The sequence below is a fragment of the Methylococcus geothermalis genome (assembly GCF_012769535.1).
Lineage (GTDB): Bacteria > Pseudomonadota > Gammaproteobacteria > Methylococcales > Methylococcaceae > Methylococcus > Methylococcus geothermalis.
The window spans coordinates 2,712,241-2,733,773 of sequence record NZ_CP046565.1 but is presented as its reverse complement, the minus strand read 5'-3'; the positions used below and the strand labels follow the sequence as shown (position 1 = coordinate 2,733,773).

Genomic DNA, 21,533 nt, shown 5'->3' with positions numbered 1-21,533 from the left:
GGGCCGTCGCCGTCTGTCGCGTGCCCGGGTGCGCCCGGCGTTCGGATCGATTAGTCACTGGGGAGTATTCAGCATCATGAAAAACCATATCCTTTGGAAGGTTGCGGTTGCCGGACTGGCCGGAATGGTCAGCAGCGGGACGGTATCGGCGGAAGGAGACCGCATGTCCGGAAAGGAGAAGTTCTACACCTGCGCCGGCTGTCATGGCATCGAAGGTTATTCCAACGCCTATCCGACTTACCATGTGCCCAAACTGGCGGGTCAGCACGACGATTATGTCGTGTCCTCGCTCAAGGCCTATGCATCGGGCGCTCGGCGGCACGGCAGCATGGAAGGCAACGCGGTTTCGCTGTCCGACAAGGATATGCAGGATATCGCCGCTTATGTCGCGGGCTTTCGTGCGATCAACGTCAAGAACGCCGTAACCGGCAACGTAGCCAACGGCAAGAAGAAGGCCGAAACCAGCGGCTGCGGTGGTTGCCACGGTGAGGACGGCAACGGTGAAAGCCCGAATCCCCGTCTGGCAGGCCAGTACGAAAACTACCTGATGAAGGCGCTCGAAGACTACAAAACCGGCGTTCGCAAGAACGCGATCATGAACGGTTTGGCTGGCGCGCTTTCCAATGAAGACATGCACGATCTGGCTGCTTATTACTCGAGCCAGGCTCGCGGATTGTCGGTCGTTCAGGACAATTGACCGGCTTTTCCGTGGTTTCGGACGACGGCTCACCGGGGAGACTGGTGGGCCGTTTTTCGTCGATTGCCAGGGAGGCCGGACGCATCGTCAGACTCTGACCCCGCCGTATCTTGCGGGACGAGTTCCGTCATGAAACTTCATCGTATTGCACTTGCATTCTTGCTAGGGCTATTCAGCGCCCTTTCTTCCGCTGGAGAGGCGCCGAAGTCGAAGGAAAAAGTCGTCATGGGCTGGCTGGAGTCGGTCTTTCTGCTGCCCTGGAATCTCCGCTTGACGGCCAAGTTGGATACAGGAGCGAAGACTTCGGCCCTCCATGCGAACAATATCCAGCGATTCAACCGAGACGGCCGCGAATGGGTGAGGTTTACCCTGGAAGGAGACGACGACGACGAAAAAACCGTCGTGGTGGAAAGGCCCTTGGAGCGGACCGTTTACATCAAGGAGCGCCATAAGGGAGCTTCGAAGCGGGAGGTGGTGACTTTGACGGTGTGTAAGAACGGGCGGGAGTATCAGACCGAATTCACTCTAGTGGATCGGAGCAATTTCAACTATCCCCTCCTGCTCGGCCGCAGTTTTCTGAGCGGCGCCGCCGTGGTCGATGCCGGCGAGACGTTCCTTTTCAAGGCCGAAGACGATCCCTGCAACAAGCGGGATAAGACGGTCGCCACACCGTCCCCTCGCCCGCAGCCGGTGGGCACCGAGGACAAATGACGGAGTTCTGTCCCGCATGAGCAAGCTTCACGTCCGCCTTCTGGCCGCGTTGCTGACTGCGGTAGGCTTGGCGTTGTGCTATTACAAGGTCGAAATTCTGGGATTGCCGCTGTTGCCCACCGAGCAGGCCGAGGTATGGACGGTCGAGGCGCGCATCGAGTTCAAAGCCAGGCGCGATACCGCCGTCAAGGTGCAATTCGCCATTCCGCGAGCGCCGCGGGGTTACACCGTCCTGGACGAAAACTTCGTCGCCAGCGACTACGGCCTGACGACGGACGACAATGGGCTACGCCGGCAAGCGCGCTGGGCCATACGCGAAACTCACGGGTGGCAGGTCCTGTATTACCGCATCCACCTTGCCAAGGATCCGACCGCCGAAGCTGCCCCCCTGCCGACGGGCGTGGACGTACCCGTCGACACGCAGAATTTGCCCGAGCCGTTGCAGGCTGCCGCGCGCGGCCTCCTCAACGAGGTTCGGAGCAAGTCGGCGGATGACGTGACGTTCGCCCAGGCGCTCCTGCAACGTCTCAATGCTGCCGATCCCGACAGTAACGTCAACCTGTTGCGCCAAGACGTTTCCGGGCCGGACGAATGGGCGCGCAGGGTGGTGGCCATCCTCCGCGAGGCCGACGTCTCCGCCCGCCCTCTCTACCTGGCGACTCTGAAGGACAACGCCAGCCGAGGCTCGCTGACGCCTTGGGTCGAGATATTCGACGGCGAGTCCTGGATCGACCTGAATCCCGCCACCGGCGAGGCGGGCCTGCCGGGGGACGCAATCGTGTGGACGGTGGGCAGCGAGCCGCTGCTCGAGATCACGGGCGGGAAGAATGGGCGGGTCGAATATTCGGTGCGTCGCCACTCCCAGGAGATGACTCTGATCGCCGAGCAGCGCGCGCGCAAGATGGGATCGCGGATCATGGAGTTTTCTCTGTTCAGCCTGCCGGTCAAGACGCAGAACGTCTATCGCGTGCTGCTGCTGGTGCCGATCGGGGCGTTCCTGATCGTATTCCTGCGCAATGTCGTCGGGTTGCAGACTTTCGGCACTTTCATGCCGATCCTGATCGCGCTGGCCTTCCGGGAAACCCAGTTGCTCTGGGGCGTCGTGATGTTCTGTCTGCTGGTTGCCCTGGGGCTGCTGTTGCGGTTTTATCTGGAGTCGTTGAAGCTTCTCCTGGTTCCGAGGCTTGCGGCGGTCCTCATCATCGTGATCCTGCTGATGGCGACCGTGAGCGTGATGACTTACAAGCTCGGCCTGGACAGGGGGGTCTCCGTCGCGCTGTTCCCGATGGTGATCATGGCGATGACCATCGAACGCATGTCCATGGTTTGGGAGGAGTTCGGGCCCGCCGAGGCCTTGAAACAGGGATTCGGCAGTCTTGCCGTTGCCGTGCTGGGGTATTTGAGCATGAGCAGCGATTATCTCGGGCATCTGGTTTTCGTTTTCCCGGAACTCCTGCTGGTGGTCTTGGCTTTCACGCTGCTCCTGGGGCGATACACGGGCTACCGTTTGCTGGAATTATGGCGTTTCCGCGGAGCGCTCAAGGGATGAGGGCCGGGGGCTGGAAAGACAGAATCCTTCCCTGGCGGCGTCTGCGCACGCTCGGCATCCTGGGCATGAACGAGCGGAACGCCGATTTCGTGCTGCCTTACAATCCCCGCTCGCTGTACCAACTCGTCGATGACAAGCGCAAGACCAAGGCGCTCGCGATCGAATATGGTATTCCCGTGCCCCGCCTTTATGCGGTGGTGGAAATCGAACACCAGATCGAAGATCTTCCCCGATTGCTTGCTCCCCACGGCGAATTCGTCGTCAAGCCGGCGCACGGCAGCGGGGGAGAGGGTATTCTGGTGGTGGAATCGCGTAGCGACGGACGCTATCGCAGGACCAGCGGCCTGGTCATGACCGAAGAGGACCTGGGGCACCACATTTCGAATATCCTCAGCGGCATGTACAGCCTGGGAGGGATTCCGGACTGCGCGCTCGTCGAATACCGGGTCAATTTCGATCCGCTCTTTGCAGAAGTGAGCTATCTCGGTGTTCCCGACATCCGGATCGTCGTGTTCCGCGGCGTTCCGGTGATGGCGATGATACGGGCTCCCACCCGCCTGTCCGACGGCAAGGCCAATCTGCATCAGGGCGCGGTGGGGGTCGGTGTCGATATGATCACGGGTCGGACTTACCATGGCGTCTGGCGCGAGTGCAGGGTTGAAGAGCATCCCGATACCGGCGGGGAGCTCGCCGGCATACGGATTCCCCATTGGGACGACATCCTCACGATGGCCGCCCGCTGCAACGACATGGTCGGCATGGGGTATATCGGCGTGGACATCGTGCTGGACCGCGACCTCGGGCCGCTGATGCTGGAGCTGAATGCGCGCCCCGGCCTCAGTATTCAGCTTGCGACCCGGACCGGGTTATTGCCGCGCTTACGCTATCTCGAAGGCCTGCGTCACATTCCGCTGGATGTTCCGGAGCGGGTGGCTTTGGCCAAAACTGTCGCGCGCTGCTGTTAACGCCTTGAGTTTTAGGAGGCTGCGCCTTGGACGGTTGTTGTGAAATGACCTTGTAATATTATCGGGTTAAAAAAGGTTTTTTTATCAGGCTCTGTTTCCTGGGCGGACCCGCTTCCGGCCGCGGTTTCGAGAAACCACGCCTGGATACCCCACGCCGCTCCGTGATGATGTCCGATGTGCCGTTGCATCCGTAAAGTGCCCCGCAGTCCGATTTTTGTGGCCAGAAATTTCCGATGACCAAATCAACGCTGTTGTTTGTCCTAGTGCTGTTGTGTCTCGTTGCTTACCGCTTCGGCTGCCATCGCTCGATGCAGGTTGCCTCCGGCAGGATCAAGAACCTTCATTCCCTCCCTGGTTACTACGGATTTTTCGTTGCCCTGTGGTGCGGCGTGCCAGCCGTGATTCTGTTGCTATGCTGGCTGATGTTCGAAGGGGCCGTCATCAACCACCTGGTGATCGCGAGCTTGCCGGATGAGCTCCGCAATCAGCCACCCGAGCAGTTGGGGCTCATCATCAACGACGTCAGGAACGTCGTCGGAGGGCGGGAGACTTCCACGGCGAGCCCGGCAATCCAGCAAGCCGCCACGGAGTATCTGCGCCTGCGCTCTCTGAGCGACGCCTTGCTGGCCGCGTTGGCGTTGTCTGTCGCTGTCATCGGCGGTCTCATCGCGGGTTGGCGCATCCAGCCGCTGCTCCGGGCGCGCAATAAGGTGGAAGGGGCGTCGATGCTCTTTCTGATTGCCTGTTCCCTGGTGGCGATTTTTACCACCGTCGGTATCGTGTTTTCGGTGCTGTTCGAGTCGATACGATTTTTCCAGCTGGTTCCCATCACCGAGTTTTTGTTCGGCACCGAGTGGAGTCCGCAGATGGCGATCCGCGCGGACCAGGTCGGTTCTTCCGGGGCGTTCGGGGCGGTGCCGCTATTTACCGGCACCTTGCTGATCTCGGCGATTGCCATGGCCGTTGCCGTGCCCATCGGCTTGCTGTCGGCCATTTACCTGGCGGAATACGCCACCCCGCGGGTTCGCGCGATCGGCAAGCCGCTGCTCGAAATCCTGGCGGGAGTGCCGACCGTGGTCTACGGCTTTTTCGCAGCCTTGACGGTCGCCCCCTTCGTGCGTGACGCGGCGCAGGCCCTGGGGCTCCAGGCTTCCTCCGAAAGCGCACTGGCGGCGGGCCTGGTCATGGGGGTCATGATCATTCCATTCGTATCCTCGCTCTCGGACGATTTCATCAATGCGGTGCCGCAGTCGCTCCGCGACGGCGCTTATGCGCTTGGCGCCACCCAATCGGAAACGATCCGCAACGTCGTCATCCCGGCGGCTTTGCCCGGCATCGTCGGCGGCATCCTCCTCGCAGTGTCCAGGGCGATCGGCGAGACCATGATCGTCGTCATGGCGGCGGGACTCGCGGCGAATTTGACCGTCAATCCTCTGCAAGCGGTGACCACGGTGACCACCCAGATCGTCACTCTGCTGGTGGGCGACCAGGAATTCGACAGCCCCAAGACGCTGGCGGCGTTCGCCCTCGGCCTGGTGCTGTTCCTGGCGACGCTCGCCCTCAACATCATTGCCATGCACATCGTCCGGAAGTATCGGGAACAATATGAATAACGAAGCCACGCAAGTCCTTCCACGGCGCACTGCGGACGTCGTCAGCGCCTCGCTCCGGCGGCGCCATGCTGCCGAAAGGCGTTTTCGCCTCTATGGGCTGATTTCCATAGGCGCCGGCATCCTGATGCTGATCATTCTGCTGGTCAGTATTTTCGGCAAGGGCTACCGGGCGTTTTCCCAGACTTATGTCGGCCTAGACGTCCACTTCGATCCCGCGGTGGTCGATCCCGATGGCCGGCGCTCCCAGGACGCCCTGGCGACCGCGGATTATGACGCGCTCCTGAAGCGCAGCCTGGGCGAACTGTTTCCCGAAGTCACCGAGCGCCAGGACAAGCGCGCCCTCCACCGTCTGGTCAGCGCGGGCGCTTCCTACACGGTTCGCGACGAAGTGCTCGCTCACCCCGAACTCGTCGGTGGCGCCTCGCGCATCTGGGTAGCCGCGGGGCCCGATGTGGACATGCTGGAAAAGGGCTATGTCGACCGCGATGCCGCCGAAGCCGAACGGCGCATGAAGGATCGGGAGCTGGCATGGGTCGACAAGCTGAAGGCGGAAGGGCGCCTGGAACGGCGCTTCAACGTGAAGTTCTTCACCGCCGGCGATTCGCGCGATCCGGAGCAGGCCGGGATATGGGGCGCGTTGATGGGGTCGCTCTATACCGTCCTGGTGACCCTGGTGCTGTCCCTGCCCATCGGCGTTGCGGCCGCCATCTACCTCGAAGAGTTCGCCCCGCGCAATCACTGGGTCGACTTTATCGAAGTCAACATCAACAATCTCGCGGCAGTACCGTCGATCGTGTTCGGTCTGCTCGGCCTGGCCGTGTTCATCAATTTTTTCGGCGTGCCGCGTTCCTCGCCGCTGGTTGGCGGGCTGGTGCTCACGCTCATGACGCTGCCTGTCATCATCATCGCCGCCCGCTCGGCCCTGAAGGCGGTGCCGCCGTCGATCCGCGAGGCGGCGATGGGGGTGGGCGCCTCGCCGATGCAGACCGTGTTCCACCATGTGGTGCCCCTGGCCATGCCCGGCATGTTGACCGGCGCCATCATCGGCATGTCGCGTGCCCTGGGCGAGAGTGCGCCCTTGCTGATGATCGGCATGGTGGCCTTCATCGTCGACATTCCCCATAGTGTTTTTGATCCGGCGACCGTTCTTCCCGTGCAGATTTATCTCTGGGCTGACAGCCCGGAACGTGGATTCGTCGAGCGCACGTCCGCGGCCATTCTCGTCCTGCTCGCATTCCTGATCCTGATGAACGGCACGGCGGTCTATCTGCGCAGGCGCTTCGAGCGGCGTTGGTGATGGCTGATTCGTCTGCGGGGCTTGCGGGTTACACTACGAAAAACTCGAGGGAGCGCATGAATACAGTCGCAGAGAGTCAAACGGTTCAAAGCAGAGAGAGCGTGAAAATGAAAAGCCCGGAAAAGGAGGCTTTGATCGCGGCCCATCAGAGGGAGTTCACCAAGACGATCGGCGACATCAATTCGCCGAATCCGCGGATCATGTGCCGCGACGTCAACGTCTATTACGGCGAAAAGCATGCGATCCAAAACGTCAGCCTGGATATCGGCCACAACGAGGTCATTGCTCTGATCGGTCCTTCCGGCTGCGGCAAGTCGACGTTTCTGCGCTGCCTCAATCGCATGAACGACACCATCGTAGGCTGCCGGGTCACCGGATCGATCAGTCTCGACGGCCAGGACATCTACGATGGCGGCCTGGATGTGGTGCCGTTGCGGGCACAGGTCGGCATGGTGTTCCAGAAGCCCAATCCGTTTCCCAAAAGTATTTACGAAAACGTCGCCTACGGTCCCAAGATCCACGGTCTGGCGAATACCAAGGCCGAACTGGAGGAGATCGTGGAGTCGTCGCTCCGGCGGGCCGGCTTGTGGGACGAGGTCAAGGACGATCTGGCGAAACCGGGCACCAGCTTGTCGGGCGGACAACAGCAGCGCCTGTGCATCGCACGGACCATCGCGGTCAGTCCCGAGGTGATCCTCATGGATGAACCCTGTTCGGCGCTCGATCCCATCGCCACGGCCAAGATCGAGCAGCTCATCGATGAGTTGCGCGAACTCTATACCATCGCCATCGTGACACACTCGATGCAACAGGCGGCCCGCGTTTCGCAACGCACGGCCTACTTCCATCTCGGCCGGTTGATCGAAGTGGGGGACACGGCGCAGGTCTTCACCAATCCGCGCCACCCCCTCACGGAAGACTACATCACCGGCCGATTCGGCTAACCGCGGAGATTGCGTGCGATGAATCAGGTTACGGAAGGTCACAGTATCCGCCGTTACGACGGCGAGCTACGGGAATTGCATTACAAAGTGCTGGAAATGGGCACCCTGGTGTTGACGCAGGTCAAGGAGGCCGTGCGGTCCCTGAGAACGGGCGACGTGAGCCTGGCTGCCAAAGTCATCGAAGGGGACGATCGGGTCGACGATCTCGAAGTCGAAGCCGATACGGATGTCGTTACGCTGTTCGCCCGCCGCTGTCCGAAGGGCAGCGATCTTCGTCTGGTGATGGCGCTGTCGAAAGCCATTACCGATCTGGAGCGCGTCGGCGATGAAGCGGTCAAGATCGCCTCGTGCGTGGAAAGGCTGTTTGCCGAGCCGGCCGAATACCCCTCCGAAGTCTCGCGCAACGAAGTCCTTACGCTTGCGGATATCGTGGTCCGGCGCTTCGAGGGCGCATTGCGCATCGTCGATTCGTGGGAAGCCGAGGAGGCACAGCAGTTCATCGCAAGCCAACGCGAAGTCGCCGACAGGTTCCACCAGTCGCTTGGCGGTTTGATGGACAACGGCGGCTCCGACGCCGGTGGCGCCAATCCCGCGGTGAATCTGGTGTTGGTCCTCAAGGCGCTGGAGCGCATCGCCTGCCACGCGGAAAACCTGGCCGAGTACGTGATCTACCAGGCGATGGGCCTGGTGATCCGGCATCACGCGATCTGATCGCTTCGCTGCAACAATCGTCCGAGGCGAACGGAGCAGTCGGCTATCCCGCTCCGTTCGCCAATGCGGGTCCGACTATCCCCGAACGGCGCGCCAAGTTAGAATAATTGGCTTCCCCGGCGTCTGTGCCAACGATGAGGCCCGGCCGCAGGGTCTTCGAATTGCCGATCAGAGAGATTTGCGGTCATGCCCAGTGCGTACAACACCGATGATCTTCGCATCTGCGAGATCAAGGAAGTCATTCCGCCCGTCCAGGTTCACGAGGAGTTCCCGATCACGGACCGGGCCGCACTCACGACGTTGAACGCCCGGCGCGGAATTCACGGCATCCTCTCGAACGAGGATGATCGCCTGCTGGTGGTGATCGGGCCTTGTTCGATACACGATCCCGAGGCCGCACTCGAATACGGCGAGCGTCTGTTGCCGCTGCGGCAAAGGCTGGCGGCGAGTCTGGAGATCGTGATGCGGGTCTATTTCGAGAAGCCGCGGACGACCGTGGGCTGGAAGGGCCTGATCAACGATCCAGACCTGGACGAAAGCTTCAATATCAACAAGGGGCTGCGCCTCGCGCGCAAGCTGCTGCTCGACTTGAACGAGATGGGCGTGCCGGCGGCGACCGAATATCTGGACCTGATCACCCCGCAATACGTTTCCGACCTGATCAGCTGGGGAGCCATCGGCGCCCGCACTACGGAGAGCCAGTCGCACCGCGAACTGGCTTCGGGGCTGTCGTGTCCGGTCGGATTCAAGAACGCCACCGACGGCACGATCAAGGTCGCTATCGACGCCATAGGCGCGGCGCGGCGGCCGCATCATTTCCTGTCGCTGACCAAGGCCGGTCATTCGGCGATCTTCTCCACGACCGGCAACACCGATTGTCACATCATCCTCCGTGGTGGTTCCAAGCCCAATTACGATGCGGCGAGTGTCGAGGCGGCGGCCAGGGCGCTGGAAGCCGCCGATCTGCCGCCGAACATCATGGTGGATTGCAGCCACGCCAACAGCATGAAGGATTACCTGAGGCAGATCCGGGTCGCCGAGGATGTGGCCGAGCAGATCGGCGGCGGCGACCGGCGCATCATCGGCTTGATGGTGGAAAGCCACCTCAAGCCGGGCAACCAGAAACTGCGTAAGGGCGTGATGCCCGAATACGGCGTCAGCATCACCGATGCCTGCATCGGCTGGGACGACAGCGTGGCGGTGCTCGAGCGCCTTGCCGTCGCGGTGGCATCCCGGCGCGGCTATCCGGCCCGGTTCCCGAATGTCCGGGGAGGCTGAGCGCATGCGTATTTTCGTCAACGGGGAAGAACGCACGGTGCCGGCAGGGGCGACCCTCGAAGATCTGGTCGCGGCGCTGGACCTCGCCGGGATGCGCGTGGCGGTCGAACTGAACCTCGAAATCGTGCCGCACGGCAGCTACGGCTCTCGCGTTCTGGCGCCGGAAGACCGGGTCGAAATCGTCCACGCTATCGGCGGCGGGGAGGGAGACCCGCTGGTGATCGCCGGGAAGGCTTACACTTCGCGCCTGCTGGTCGGTACCGGGAAGTACAAGGACTTGGCGGAGACGGGGGCCGCGGTCGAAATGTCCGGCGCGGAGATCGTCACGGTGGCGATCCGCCGCACCAACATCGGCCAGGACCCGGGCCAGCCCAACCTGCTGGACGTGATCCCGCCCGACCGCTACACCCTGCTGCCCAACACCGCCGGCTGCTATACCGTCGATGACGCCGTGCGTACCTGCCGGCTGGCGCGCGAGCTGCTCGGCGGGCATCGGCTGGTCAAGCTCGAGGTGCTGGGCGACCCGACGACCCTGTTCCCGGACGTGACCGCCACGCTGGAAGCGGCGGAGATCCTGGTGCGCGAGGGATTCGATGTCATGGTGTATACCAACGACGATCCGATCATCGCCAAGCGCCTGGAAGAGATCGGCTGCGTCGCGGTGATGCCTTTGGCCGCCCCAATAGGGTCGGGGCTCGGGATACGCAATCCTTACAACATCCTGACCATCGTGGAAAACGCAAAGGTTCCGGTGCTGGTCGACGCCGGCGTGGGTACGGCCTCCGACGCCGCGGTGGCGATGGAACTCGGCTGCGATGGCGTGCTCATGAACACGGCCATTGCCGAGGCGAAAAATCCGGTGCTGATGGCCTCGGCGATGAAGAAGGCGATCGAAGCCGGGCGCGAGGCCTTCCTGGCGGGCAGGATGCCGAGGCGCCGGTTCGCTTCGGCCTCGTCCCCGCGGGCGGGGCTGTTCTTCGATTGAGCTGGCGCGCGGGCCGGCATGGCGCCCGGCCCGCACGGATGGCGCAGTACCCTGGTCTCAGGGTGCGGCTTTCAGGTGGGTGACGGCTTCCTCGGCCGATTTCTTGGCGATATCGGCATGGCCCATTTTCCCGTGCTCGATGGCGCTGTTCAGGCTCGTGATCGCAGCGTCGTAATGGGGACTTTTCTTTTCCGCATTTGCGGCGGCGGCATGGGTTTTCGCGGCCTCCGCATGTTCCGCCACGCCCGCCGCGTTGCCAGCAGCGACTGCCGCTTCGGCATGCTTCAACGCCTCGGCCTTGTGATCTTCCGCAGCCTGCGCTGCGCTCAGGCTGAATATCGTGGCGAATGCCGCGGTCAGCAGCCCCTTGATGATGCCTCTGTTCAGAACGCTCATTGTGCTTTCCTCCTCTCATGGGTGGTAAGGCTTTATTGTCGTCGGACGCACTGCACTCAATTTATGCCCGACAGGAGCACGGATACCACAGTCGCTTTCCGACGTCCACAGGAAATTTCCGGCTGCCGTTCGGAGCCAGCCTGTCATCCGCCTTTAACTTCGAGCCAATAGGATCGCCCACTCATCCGGACGGCGCAGGTCGTCTGGTCCAAAGATCGTTCTGTTTCGAGGAGTTTGAAGATGCTGAAAAAACGATTTCTGGCCACGGCGGTCGGCATGGCGCTGGCGAGTGCAGCGGCATCCCCCGTCATGGCCTCCGTCAAAGGCACGATTCCAGTGAAGTCGGTGGAATTCATCGGAATGGCTGCGCCCGAAACCGCCGAAGAACGGGCCGTCGCCTACACTACTGCCAAGGTGAAGGTCACCTTCAAGAGCGGGGGGAGCCGAGTCTACGATCTCAATTACAACGCGCTTTTCCACAACACCGATACCATCGGCGGCGTGACAGCCGGTGCGATATACGATGTCACCGGCACTCCTTTGCTGGATTCGAACGGCAATCCGATGATCGCTGAAACGCCAGACGCGAACAGTCTGATCCGCATCCCGGCCAAGGGCGGCGACAAGCTTTTTCTGATCACTCACTTCGAATACGACTGGCTGGATACCGCTGGGGCCGACCAGTATGGCAAGCAGCCCATGACCATGAGCCTGGCGAATATCGAGCAGGACGGCAAGAACGGGAAGCTTTCGGCCACCGGCATCAGGAACATCGACATGTCGGCCATCGACGGCTTGTGGATCCCCTGCGCGGGCTCTCTCTCCCCTTGGAACACCCATCTCGGCAGCGAAGAATACGAGCCGGACGCCCGTTGCCAGGTGGAAAGGTCCTGCGCAAGCGGAGCCATCGGTCTCGAATCGATGGAGCGTTACCTCGCCGGGACCAAGACGCCCAACGTGTACAACTACGGTATCGTGCCAGAAGTGATGGTCAGCAAGAACGGTGAGACCAAGGTCGTCGGCCATCGAACCCTGGGCCGGGTTTCCCGCGAACTGGTCCAGGTGCTGCCCGATGAACGCACGGCGATCCAGGGCGACGACGGTACCTACAACGTGCTGACCCTGTTCGTGGCCGACAGGAAGCGCGATCTGTCGGCGGGAACGCTGTACGCCGCGAAATGGATACAGACCAGCGCCGAGAATGGCGGCGAAGCCGATCTGGCCTGGGTTCGTCTCGGGCATTCCAGCGACGCCGAACTGGAAGCGCTGGTTGGGAGCGGCGTGACCTTTGCCGACATCTTCGAGACTGCGCCGGTGAACAAGCTGGCGGACGGTTCGTACGAAGCGCCGCCGGCGGGCTTCAAGCAGATCATCGCCGGCCATAACAAGGGGCTGGTGGAAAATCTGAAGCTGAAACCCGGGATGGAAACCGCGGCAGCCTTCCTGGAGACACGCCGGTACGCCGCGTATCTGGGGGCAACCACGGAATTCGAGAAATTCGAAGGCGTGACCGTGAATGCCCGCGACAGGAAAGTCTACCTGGCGATGACGCGTATGAGCAGCGGGATGGAGGACAAGCCGAAGGATCCGGCCAACCACATTCGTATCCCCAAGCTGCTGGCCGGAGCGGTTTACCAGATGGACCTTGCTACATGGAAACTGGACACCGAAGGGCATAGGATCGACAGCAGGTATGTAGGGACTCACATGAAGGCCCTGGTGCTTGGGCAGGATATCCCCAAGGATGCCGCGGGCAACACCGCTGCGGTCGACAAGATCGCCAATCCGGACAATCTGAAATTTTCGGAAAAGATGCGCACGTTGTTCATCGGAGAAGACAGCAGTACGCTCCACATCAACAACTTCCTCTGGGCCTACAATGTGGACACCGGCAAGCTGTCCCGCATCCTGTCGCTGCCTGCGGGTGCCGAGAGCACGGGGCTCCAGGCCATCGACTCCCTCGGTGGCTACGCCTACATCATGAGCAACTACCAGCATGCGGGCGATTTTTCCTCCAACATCGACCCGGCCCTGAAGGGCCAGCTCGAGCCGCTGATCGACAAGTCCAAGGCGGCGGTGGGGTATCTCGGGGGCATGCCGGCTTTCAAGTGAGCGACACTGGCCTCGATCCGCCAAAAACGCCGGGGTGACCCGGCGTTTTTCATTTGGCGATGGTGATGCTGGGCGTCCCGAAAATCGGCAGATCGGTCACCGTCATCTGGTAAAGCTGGTACAGGAGGCGGAAGGCTTCCAGATTCCATTGATGGCCGGATTCAGGACGCAGCGAGTAATAACTTCCGTCGAATTCCACAGCAAGCTCCGCGGCCGACGGGCGCGAAGCCGTCTCCACGATGTCGACGGTTGGCACGGGATTCTCCTCGACCGGCGGTGTTCTGGGATCCGGTGCGACGTCGTACTCCGGTTCTTCCGCAATGGAACTGCCGATGAAGCCCAGAATGCTCTGGAAGCTGCGCAGACGGAACGTGCCGTGGATCGGGAATTCGCCGCCGGGGTAGTCTTTGCGTATATCCACCGCGATTTCGTCGGGCTGGTCGGCAATTTCGGCGTCCCGGTTCAGCCGGATGCGCTCGGCCTCCGGCAGGTTATCCGGATCGTAGTTGGTGATCACCAGGCGTCCGGTCACCTTTCTCGACAAGATGTAGCTGTTCGTCTTGGGGTCGAACTGAATGCCATAGTCTTTTTCCAGCGTCGCGAATCCTTCCGGAGTCATGGCGGCAGCCGGGAGTGTCCAGGACTGATTGAAAAACAGCGGTTCCACGTACAGCCGGTTGCGGTCCTGGATGGAGGACAGATGCAGGACCAGGCGCCGGAAGAATGAATATCCGGCCCGGTCGGACGGCTTGTTGGCGTAGGCGATCTCCTCGCCCTCGTGGAACATCCTGAACTCCTGGGCCATGAGACGCAGGGCCATGTCGACATCCACGCCTTGGCGCAGCAGCAGGGTCAGCTTGGTTTCCTGCAGCGGGGCCAGCATGCGCTTGGTAAAGGCTTCGCCCTCGACCGGCACGATGCTTACCGTCGGATTTTCGGCGACCGAGCCGCCTAACACCGGCATCATCAGCCCTCCCGAGTTACCGGTCAGGGCCGGTGTGGCGCCGGCATTGAAAGTGAAGTTGTAGGTCGCCGCGATGCTGGACAGCGAGGTGAAATGAATCGGCTGGTGGCGGGCGGCACGGGCGATGTTCAGCAAGATCTGCTTGTCTACGATGTCGGTCGCGGCCTCATCGTAGGCCAGGACGGCTTGATCGAGCGCCATGGGAGCCAGGCATCCTGCCAGATGGATGGCGGCCAGTCCGAGAATTCCGGCGCGCGGCAGGGAAGAAGCGCGTGTTTTCATGCTGGTTACGAGTATCATGGCAAGGTCTTCCCAAGGCGGCATCATATCCCTCGGCCTTGTGGGGAAGTAAGCGAGGCGAAGAGTATAGTCCAAGCCATGCGGCGGATTGTGTGGCATCGCATTCAGGCTGGCGTCTCGGTGACCATGGCCGCGGCGTCATGAAATCGTCACAGCAACCTGATAATTTAGGAACGTTCGTTAACGCCATCATGCGAATTTGTCACGGATTCGCTTCAAAGTATTCGAAAAATCAATATGCGTTCAGGCAAACCAACGAGCGTGATCCCTTTCGCGCTGGCGCCGGAAGACCAGCGATTTTTGCAGCGCGCTTTCGAGCATCTGGAATACCCCAGTTTCGCGGCGAGGCTGTCCAGCATCGTGGGGACCCCCATCGAAATGGCGGTCAAGCTGTTGCCGCGTTCGTGGTACGCGGCACTGCATCGTGGAGTGGAGGCCGCTGTCGCCAGGGCACTGGACGTGGCGATCAACAGCCTGAACGAGTCGGCCCGGCCGCTGGCCGATCACCGTTACCGGATGATGGGCGTGGTATCCGGCGCCGTCGGCGGCTTTTTCGGCGGGCCCGCGCTGCTGTTCGAAATGCCGTTGACGACGGTGATCATGCTTCGGGCCATCGCCGACATCGCCAGGCAGGAAGGGGAGGACATGGAGTCCCTCGAGAGTCGGCTCGCCTGCCTCGAAGTTTTTGCGATGGTGGGGCGTTCCAGTGACGACGATGCGGCCGATACCGGCTATTACGGCTTGCGCCTCGCATTGGAGGCGCCGGTTTACAACGCGGCCCGACACATTGCGCGGCGCGGGCTCGATCGCAGGAGTGCGCCGGCCCTGGTGAATTTGATCGGGCGTATTTCCGAACGCTTCGGCGTCGTGCTTTCGGAACGAGCCGCGGCGAAAGTTATCCCCGTCGTCGGTGCCTTGGGCGGCGCATTTATCAACGACGTATTCATACATCACTTCCAGGAGACCGCGCGCAGCCACTTTACTATTCGTCGATTAGAGCGAAAATATTCGAGATCGCTTATCGAAGCGGAATACAAGAAGTTGAAACGCCGGCCCGGAAAACCTTCCGTCCGGTACACCGCGTTGGCTGCCTGAGGAATTTGCTATGCCCCAGATCAAAGAGCTTTTCGACCAATTGCCGCCCGTTAACGAGGTTTTGAACAACGACATTGTCAAGGGCGTTGCGATCGGTGCCGGCATCGTCGCCTTGGCCGGTTTGGCTCTCCCCGCCGCAGTGCGGGCTGCGCGGCCCATGGCACGTTCGACCGTCAAGGCCGCCATTCTCTTCTCGGAAAAGGGCCGGGAAATCCTGGCCGAAGCCGCAGAGAATCTTGAAGACATCGTTGCTGAAGTCAAAGCGGAACTCGCGGCCGGAGCAGCGGCCGGTGCGGCTGCCGGCGAAGCCGCAGCAGAGGGAGCGGAAGTGGAGGGAGCCGAGGCTGCCGACTGATGTTGAAGGCCGAGATCGTTCACTGCCTTCCGGGCAGGCTGCGGCTGCGCGTTGCCGGAAAACGCGGCGATGCTGCTGCGTTGAGGGAATTGGCCGGTGGCTTGGCCGCACACCCCGACGTGGTTTCGGTGGACGTCCGCTCCAAGACCGGTGGCTTGCTGGTCATCCATAAACTGGGCGAGGCATGGCAGCCGATCGCCCGCTACGCCGCGGACCGCAACATACTTGCCGTCGCTTCGCCGGTGACGCCGGCGGCTTCTCCTTCCATCGCGGAGACTACTGCGGCTGGCTTTAAGGTCATCAATCGGCGGTTTCGCCGGGCGACCGGCGGGGCAATCGATTTCCAGTCGGCGATGTTTCTCAGCTTCCTAGGCTTCGCGGTCCATCAAGCCAGACAGGGCCATGTTCTCGGGCCGGTGTCGACCCTCCTGATCAATGCCTACGGCTTCCTCAAGGAGAAAGGCCGCTGATCCGGTGTATCGGGGTGGTCAGTCCGGCCTGAACCGGTTCGTTCGTCATCATGTGATGTGATATGAGGGCCCGGCAGAGCTTCGGTCCGATACCGGGGCGGGGAACCGGAAATCTTCCACCAGATAGGGATGTTTCGCGCATTTCATGAAGTTTCTGCTGGCCTTTATCCCGCTGGCCGTCATTTTCGAGCATTCGCCGTCGGTTCCGGCGGGCTTTCGGTTCGCCGCCGCCGCCCTTGCCATCATCCCATTGGCCGCGGCGATGGTGGATGCCACCGAGCGGATATCCCATCGTACAGGCCCGACCGTCGGCGGTTTGCTCAACGCCACTTTCGGTAACGCGCCGGAACTGATCATCTCTCTCATGGCCTTGCGGGCCGGGTTGATCGAGGTGGTCAAGGCTTCCATCGTCGGAGTCATCCTCAGCAACCTGCTGTTCGTGTTGGGGCTGGCGTTTCTGCTGGGCGGATTGCGGTTTCACGTCCAGAAATTCAATCGGCATGGCGCCCGCATCCAGCGGGCGGTGTTGATGGTCGCGGCCATCAGCATCGTGGTGCCCAGCGTATTCGACAATTTCATTCCGCCGGAAATGATCGACCGGGAGGATGGGCTCAATATCTGCGTCGCGCTGGTGCTGCTGGCGACCTATGCCCTGAGTCTGGTTTTCATGTTGAAGACGCATCCGGATTACTTCGTGTCGGAAGACACCGGCCTTGAGACCGGTGCCTTGCCCGATTCCACCGGCACGAAGCTGGCGGTGGCGCATCTGGCGATCGCCTCGGCGATACTGGCGCTGATGAGCGAGATTCTGGTCGGCTCGATCGAGGGAACGGCGGCCAGTCTGGGTATGTCGAAGGCCTTCATCGGCGTGATCATCCTCGCCTTGATCGGCGGTGCCCCGGAAAGCGTGGCGGCGGTGACCGTGGCGCGCAGGAACAAACTGGACCTCACCATGGGAATCGCTGTCGGCAGCAGCGTCCAGATCGCGCTTTTCGTGGCTCCGGTGCTTGTGTTGTCCAGCTACGTCATGGCTCCGAGGACCTTGAACCTGATGGTGGGAAATGCCGGTATCATGATCATCATGCTCCCGGTCTTGCTGCTGTCCATGCTCGTCGGAGACGGCCGCTCGAACTGGTTCAAAGGCGTCCAACTGCTGAGTGTGTATCTCCTTATCGCGCTTTTTTGCTACTTTCTCCCCGACACGCCAGGGACGTCTTTCTTCGGTTCTTGAGGGGCAGACAAAAAAAAGCGGTCCGGGGACCGCTTTTTTTCACCGCAGGAAAATGCCAAGCGGTCAATGGCTGTGCTGGTCGATGATCGCCATGGTCTTGTCGTTGCCCGTGGACGAGTCTTGGATGTTGACATACAAGGTACCGGGATCGCTGCCGAAATAAACGCCCGTACCCGTTGCCTCTTTATCCTTCAGCGAGGCGAAAAGGCTCACCGGGGTGCTCAGGCCGTCGTCTCCCGTGTCTGTATCCGCCACCCAGATGTCGCTCGGCTGAGTGTCTTCGGTTATCCACAACTTGCCGTCGGGCCCCGCAGCGAGGGTCTCAGGACGGAAAAAGCCGGTGATTCCAGCCGCTGCATCTTGGGCAGGAACGTTCTTTCCGACCTCGATGAAATAGGCCACCCTGGGCTTGTTGCCGAGGGTGATGGACAGGACCACTCCGGGACCGTCGATGCCGTCGATTCGAGGTTCACATTTCACCGCCACGTACAGTTTTTGGCCGATGAGCTCGATGTCCTCCGGATTGCAATAGGGCGTCGCCTTGGCGGCGCGAGCCGCTTCGTGGGCATCGATCCGCGCCTGTTTCATGTTCAGCGGGATCCACTTTGCTTTCCCCGTCTGGCCGCCGGTCTTGATACGGAGAGCATAGAGTTGGCCTTTGCTCAAGTCGCCGCGCCTTTTCGGCACGAACTTGTAAATGAAGCTGTCGCGATTCGAGCTGGACAGATAGATATTGCCCTTGCGATCGAACTCGATCGCTTCGTGCCGGACCGCGCCCAGCGAGGGCAGGGCGGTCACCGACTGGGCCACGGTGGGATCGTCCTTATTCAGCTTCAGCTCGTAAACCAGGCCCCGCTTGGCGTCGGGATAGCCCGGGTCGGGGTAATGCGGCTCGTCGGTCTCCTCTGCGAACAACAAGGAACCCCACGGGGTCCAGGTCAAGCCGTCCAATTCTTCCCAGTCGCTGCGGCTGGCCAGCAACTGGGCGACACCGGTTTCCAGGTCGACCACCGAAAGCGCTCCACCGGAGGTCCTCCCGTCCAGATGGGCGTCCTTGCCCGGATAGGTTTCATGGGTTCGGTACAGGTAGCGGCCTGCCAGCGGGCCGGTTTCGTTCGTGACGATAAAGGCCGGCCGGTCGCTGAGCTGGTAGATGTTCAGATCGGTTTCATCCGAGACGATGCGCTGGGAGTAGCCGTCAGGAATGAGCCAAGGTGCGGTCCCGAGGATGGTTTTGTCCGTCGTGGATTCCACGTAAGCCGACGCGGGAATCGGGTCGAAGTCCATCGACTGGGCTCCTGCGATACCGAGGTAGCCGCACAAGGCGGATGTCACGGCGGCGGTCAGCATGTTTCGCATCGAATATCTCCGTTGTTGTTTTTCTTGGCAGCCGGCCGGCGTTTCGAACGAGAATGTGCCAGGGGAAAAAGGACGGCTGTTACGAAGGGATTAGAGTGGCCTTCCCGGGAAATGTTCCGCGCCGATGGGCTCGGTCGCGTCGGAGTGTGGACTGGCGGCTACGAGAGGGGGATGGTAGTGCCGAACCGGCTGTCCATCCTTGGCTCATTTGGAGCGGGTGATGGGAATCGAACCCACGCTATCTGCTTGGGAAGCAGAAGTTCTACCATTGAACTACACCCGCATGTTGCGAGTCGCAACAGTAGCATTGTCGGGCGCTCCTGGCAATCTCGCGCCGTTCAGTCCGCGGGAGTGGACAGCGTCCGCCGCAGAAAATCCAGGGCCAGGGCCGCGCTCAAGGCTTGCCGGTATCGGGGATTTCCGTCGAGACGGCGCCGTGCCGTGACGATTCCGCTACCCGCGGCTATGGCAATGACGAGTTCGCGTGTGTCAGGCGGCGATTCCAGACAGGCGAGGGCGTGGGAGGTGCCCTGTTGCAGGCGCAGCCGTTCGGCAAGGGCCGCGGCGTCCGGCAGATCATCGGATAGGCCATCACGGGGTAACAGGCCGAGGCGGACCGGAACCGGCCGAGTGTCGGGGATGACCAGCCCGTAAGTCCACCAGGGGTGGGCGCCGCAGAGCTGTGCCAGATGGCCGCGGCTTGTGGTTTCGAGGGTGGCCAGGCTGGCGTTCGCTTGCCGCATCAGGCGATCGACGCATTCGATCAGCGTGCCGCCGGCCTGCTCCGGCGTGTCGATGCTGAAGACGGAAGGCCCGAGGGCGCATCGGATTTTCTCGACGAGGGTATCGCGTTCCGAAGTCGGGAAAGGCGCGGGAAATAGCAGCTTGACGTGGTTTTCCGGCGGCACGGTGCGAAAGCCCAGCTTGATCCCGGGCGGCATTGCGATGGCATCGAGCCGCTGCTGCAGCGTGGATTCGCCGATGCCGAGTACCCGCAGGGTGACGCGTTGCCCCGGTCGGGTGCGGAAGCTCGATTGGATGTCCGTCTTTACGGCGTGTTCGAACATGAACTCCATCTCATGGGGGACGCCGGGCAGGAAGAAAAAGCGGCAGCCGGCATGGTTCAGCGCGAAGCCGGGCGCCGTCCCCCGGAGGTTGTCCAGCCGCCGTGCGCCATCCGGCAACAGGGCCTGTTTACGGTTCACCTCGGGCATGGGTTCGGCACGCCCGGCAAACCATGACCGGATCTGCCGCAGGGCTTCCGGATCTTCCCGCAAGGGGCGGGCAAAGGCGCATGCGGCCGCTTCGGCGGTGAGGTCGTCGACCGTCGGGCCGAGGCCTCCCGTACCGACGCAAAGTTCGGCGCGCGCCCCGATTTCACGGAGAACGCCGGTCAATGCATCGAGGTCATCTCCCACCGTGGTATGGCGCGTGACCAAAAAGCCGAGCTCGGTCAGCCGCTCCGAAAGCCAGGCGGCATTCGTATCGGCGATCTGGCCTGTGACCAGCTCGTCGCCCTGGGAAAGGATTTCGGCACGGGGCGGTGTCACGCCCGGCTCCCGAGCAGGGCTTCGATCGTCAGGTGCCAAAGCGGCAGAGTGCCGAGGGCAAGCAAAGTGGTCGAGGTGGCGAGCATCGCATACAACCCCGTATCCAGCCGGTAGCGGTCGCAATAGACGATGCCGAGCAGCATGCTGGGCATCCCGGCTTCGAGCACCAGAGCGGAGCGGGTGTCGCCCGACACTGCCAGAATCTGGGTCAATCCCAGCCCGAACAGGGGCACGGCGACCAGTTTCAAACCCGATGCCAGGACCACCAGCAGGGTGTTCTCCTTGCGCCAGACGTCCCACCGGAGGCCCAATCCCAGCGCCAGCAGCATGAGAGGCGCCACGGAGGAGGCTGCCGTTTCCAGGGCAAGTTCGAGGGCGGCCGGCTGTGGAATGTCGTATTCGCCGAGCATCATTGCGAAGAGAGCCGCCCCAAGAGGGGGGTTGAACAGCAGGGCTCGGAGGGCTGCGGACGGGTTTCCCGGTGCTTCCCCATAGCGGGAGGCGATGTAGACGCCAAGCGTGAAGACCAGGGGGGCCGTCGAAAACAGATCGATCTGGATGACGAGGGGGCGGGCGAGGTCCGGGCCGAAGGTCTGCTCCAGCACCGGCAGCCCCAGAAACGTGACGTTGGAGAAGGAAATGCCGAGCATGGTCGCTCCCAGTTGCCGCCGTTCCAGGCGCAAGGCCCGGTCGAGGCAAAGCGTCACGGCGATGCCGAACACGACGATCGCCATGCCGAACAGGGAAATCTTCCAGCCCTGAGGAGACACACCGCCGCCCCATAATGCAGACAGCACGAGCGCGGGGAGCAGGGCGTTGAATACCAGTCCGGTGACGGCTCGACGCACCCGCTCGGGGTCGATGCCGCCGGGCCGAAGCCGACGCAGGATCACGCCACAGAGAATCAGGGCGCTCATTTGCGCCAATACGCCCGCCATAAGATACCGTTTC

19 protein-coding genes, 1 tRNA gene and 1 pseudogene are annotated in these 21,533 nt (G+C 61.8%); 15 read left to right on the top strand and 6 right to left on the bottom strand.

All coding sequences use genetic code 11. The features are described 5' to 3' along the window. Nucleotides 1–28: 28 nt before the first annotated feature. The 10 genes from GNH96_RS12685 to thiS all read left to right on the top strand — a co-directional run bounded on the left by GNH96_RS12685 (nt 29) and on the right by thiS (nt 10,750). The gene (locus GNH96_RS12685) at nt 29–697 is read left to right on the top strand and encodes a c-type cytochrome (RefSeq protein WP_228719854.1); all 669 of its coding nucleotides are present in this window, start codon (nt 29–31) and stop codon (nt 695–697) included. Nucleotides 698–826: 129 nt separating this feature from the next. Further along, nucleotides 827–1,408: an ATP-dependent zinc protease family protein gene (locus GNH96_RS12680; RefSeq protein WP_169604013.1), complete on the top strand. Its 582-nt coding sequence runs from the start codon at nt 827–829 to the stop codon at nt 1,406–1,408. Nucleotides 1,409–1,424: 16 nt separating this feature from the next. Then, the gene (locus tag GNH96_RS12675) at nt 1,425–2,957 is read left to right on the top strand and encodes an inactive transglutaminase family protein (protein WP_169604012.1); all 1,533 of its coding nucleotides are present in this window, start codon (nt 1,425–1,427) and stop codon (nt 2,955–2,957) included. Continuing rightward, nucleotides 2,954–3,922 (top strand): alpha-L-glutamate ligase-like protein, encoded by a 969-nt coding sequence (locus GNH96_RS12670; RefSeq protein ID WP_169604011.1) that lies wholly within the window; start codon nt 2,954–2,956, stop codon nt 3,920–3,922. The genes GNH96_RS12675 and GNH96_RS12670 overlap by 4 nt, the downstream gene beginning before the upstream one ends. Nucleotides 3,923–4,155: 233 nt before the next feature. Further along, the gene (gene pstC, locus GNH96_RS12665; RefSeq protein ID WP_169604010.1) at nt 4,156–5,535 is read left to right on the top strand and encodes a phosphate ABC transporter permease subunit PstC; all 1,380 of its coding nucleotides are present in this window, start codon (nt 4,156–4,158) and stop codon (nt 5,533–5,535) included. Beyond that, nucleotides 5,528–6,832 (top strand): phosphate ABC transporter permease PstA, encoded by a 1,305-nt coding sequence (pstA, locus tag GNH96_RS12660; protein WP_169604009.1) that lies wholly within the window; start codon nt 5,528–5,530, stop codon nt 6,830–6,832. The genes pstC and pstA overlap by 8 nt, the downstream gene beginning before the upstream one ends. A 107-nt stretch (nt 6,833–6,939) precedes the next feature. Beyond that, entirely contained in the window at nt 6,940–7,776 is an 837-nt protein-coding gene (pstB, locus tag GNH96_RS12655) for a phosphate ABC transporter ATP-binding protein PstB (RefSeq protein ID WP_169604710.1), read from the top strand. Between the two features lie 18 nt (nt 7,777–7,794). Beyond that, on the top strand, nt 7,795–8,487 hold the full coding sequence (phoU, locus tag GNH96_RS12650) for a phosphate signaling complex protein PhoU (RefSeq protein ID WP_169604008.1): 693 nt from the start codon (nt 7,795–7,797) through the stop codon (nt 8,485–8,487). A gap of 186 nt (nt 8,488–8,673) precedes the next feature. Next, nucleotides 8,674–9,765, top strand: coding sequence for a 3-deoxy-7-phosphoheptulonate synthase AroG (aroG, locus tag GNH96_RS12645; protein ID WP_169604007.1), 1,092 nt, complete (start codon nt 8,674–8,676; stop codon nt 9,763–9,765). Between the two features lie 4 nt (nt 9,766–9,769). Then, nucleotides 9,770–10,750 carry a sulfur carrier protein ThiS gene (gene thiS / locus GNH96_RS12640; protein WP_169604006.1) on the top strand — a complete coding sequence of 327 codons (981 nt, stop codon included), beginning with the start codon at nt 9,770–9,772 and terminating at the stop codon, nt 10,748–10,750. A 57-nt stretch (nt 10,751–10,807) separates the two neighbouring features. Here the strand turns inward: thiS and smbP are convergent, their stop codons facing one another. Then, entirely contained in the window at nt 10,808–11,146 is a 339-nt protein-coding gene (gene smbP, locus GNH96_RS12635) for a small metal-binding protein SmbP (protein WP_169604005.1), read from the bottom strand. Between the two features lie 240 nt (nt 11,147–11,386). Here smbP and GNH96_RS12630 point away from each other — a divergent pair, with 240 nt between their 5' ends. Beyond that, entirely contained in the window at nt 11,387–13,258 is a 1,872-nt protein-coding gene (locus tag GNH96_RS12630; protein ID WP_169604004.1) for a PhoX family protein, read from the top strand. A 49-nt stretch (nt 13,259–13,307) separates the two neighbouring features. On the opposite strand, the gene GNH96_RS12625 is transcribed toward GNH96_RS12630, so the two are convergent. Next, complete coding sequence (locus tag GNH96_RS12625; RefSeq protein WP_228719852.1) at nt 13,308–14,522, bottom strand: hypothetical protein; 1,215 nt, start codon at nt 14,520–14,522, stop codon at nt 13,308–13,310. 378 nt (nt 14,523–14,900) lie between these two features. On the opposite strand from GNH96_RS12625, the gene GNH96_RS12620 reads away from it, so the two are divergent. From GNH96_RS12620 to cax, 4 genes are all read left to right on the top strand, one after another. Then, on the top strand, nt 14,901–15,617 hold the full coding sequence (locus tag GNH96_RS12620; protein WP_228719851.1) for an EcsC family protein: 717 nt from the start codon (nt 14,901–14,903) through the stop codon (nt 15,615–15,617). Nucleotides 15,618–15,627: 10 nt separating this feature from the next. Then, on the top strand, nt 15,628–15,972 hold the full coding sequence (locus GNH96_RS12615) for a DUF5132 domain-containing protein (RefSeq protein WP_169604002.1): 345 nt from the start codon (nt 15,628–15,630) through the stop codon (nt 15,970–15,972). Continuing rightward, entirely contained in the window at nt 15,972–16,442 is a 471-nt protein-coding gene (locus tag GNH96_RS12610) for an HMA2 domain-containing protein (RefSeq protein ID WP_169604001.1), read from the top strand. Before GNH96_RS12615 ends, GNH96_RS12610 begins: the two co-directional genes overlap by 1 nt. 145 nt (nt 16,443–16,587) lie before the next feature. Beyond that, nucleotides 16,588–17,673: a calcium/proton exchanger gene (gene cax, locus GNH96_RS12605; RefSeq protein WP_169604000.1), complete on the top strand. Its 1,086-nt coding sequence runs from the start codon at nt 16,588–16,590 to the stop codon at nt 17,671–17,673. 63 nt (nt 17,674–17,736) lie between these two features. On the opposite strand, the gene GNH96_RS12600 is transcribed toward cax, so the two are convergent. The 4 genes and pseudogenes from GNH96_RS12600 to GNH96_RS12585 form a co-directional block, all read right to left on the bottom strand. Further along, nucleotides 17,737–19,032 (bottom strand): alkaline phosphatase PhoX, encoded by a 1,296-nt coding sequence (locus GNH96_RS12600; RefSeq protein ID WP_228719850.1) that lies wholly within the window; start codon nt 19,030–19,032, stop codon nt 17,737–17,739. Between the two features lie 209 nt (nt 19,033–19,241). Then, nucleotides 19,242–19,315, bottom strand: a tRNA-Gly gene (locus tag GNH96_RS12595). A gap of 820 nt (nt 19,316–20,135) precedes the next feature. Continuing rightward, nucleotides 20,136–20,582: pseudogene (locus tag GNH96_RS16385) on the bottom strand (competence/damage-inducible protein A); the annotation flags it as partial. Continuing rightward, nucleotides 20,579–21,520, bottom strand: coding sequence for an AEC family transporter (locus tag GNH96_RS12585; RefSeq protein ID WP_169603998.1), 942 nt, complete (start codon nt 21,518–21,520; stop codon nt 20,579–20,581). The pseudogene GNH96_RS16385 and the gene GNH96_RS12585, both read right to left, overlap by 4 nt. Between the last annotated feature and the right edge of the window lie 13 nt (nt 21,521–21,533).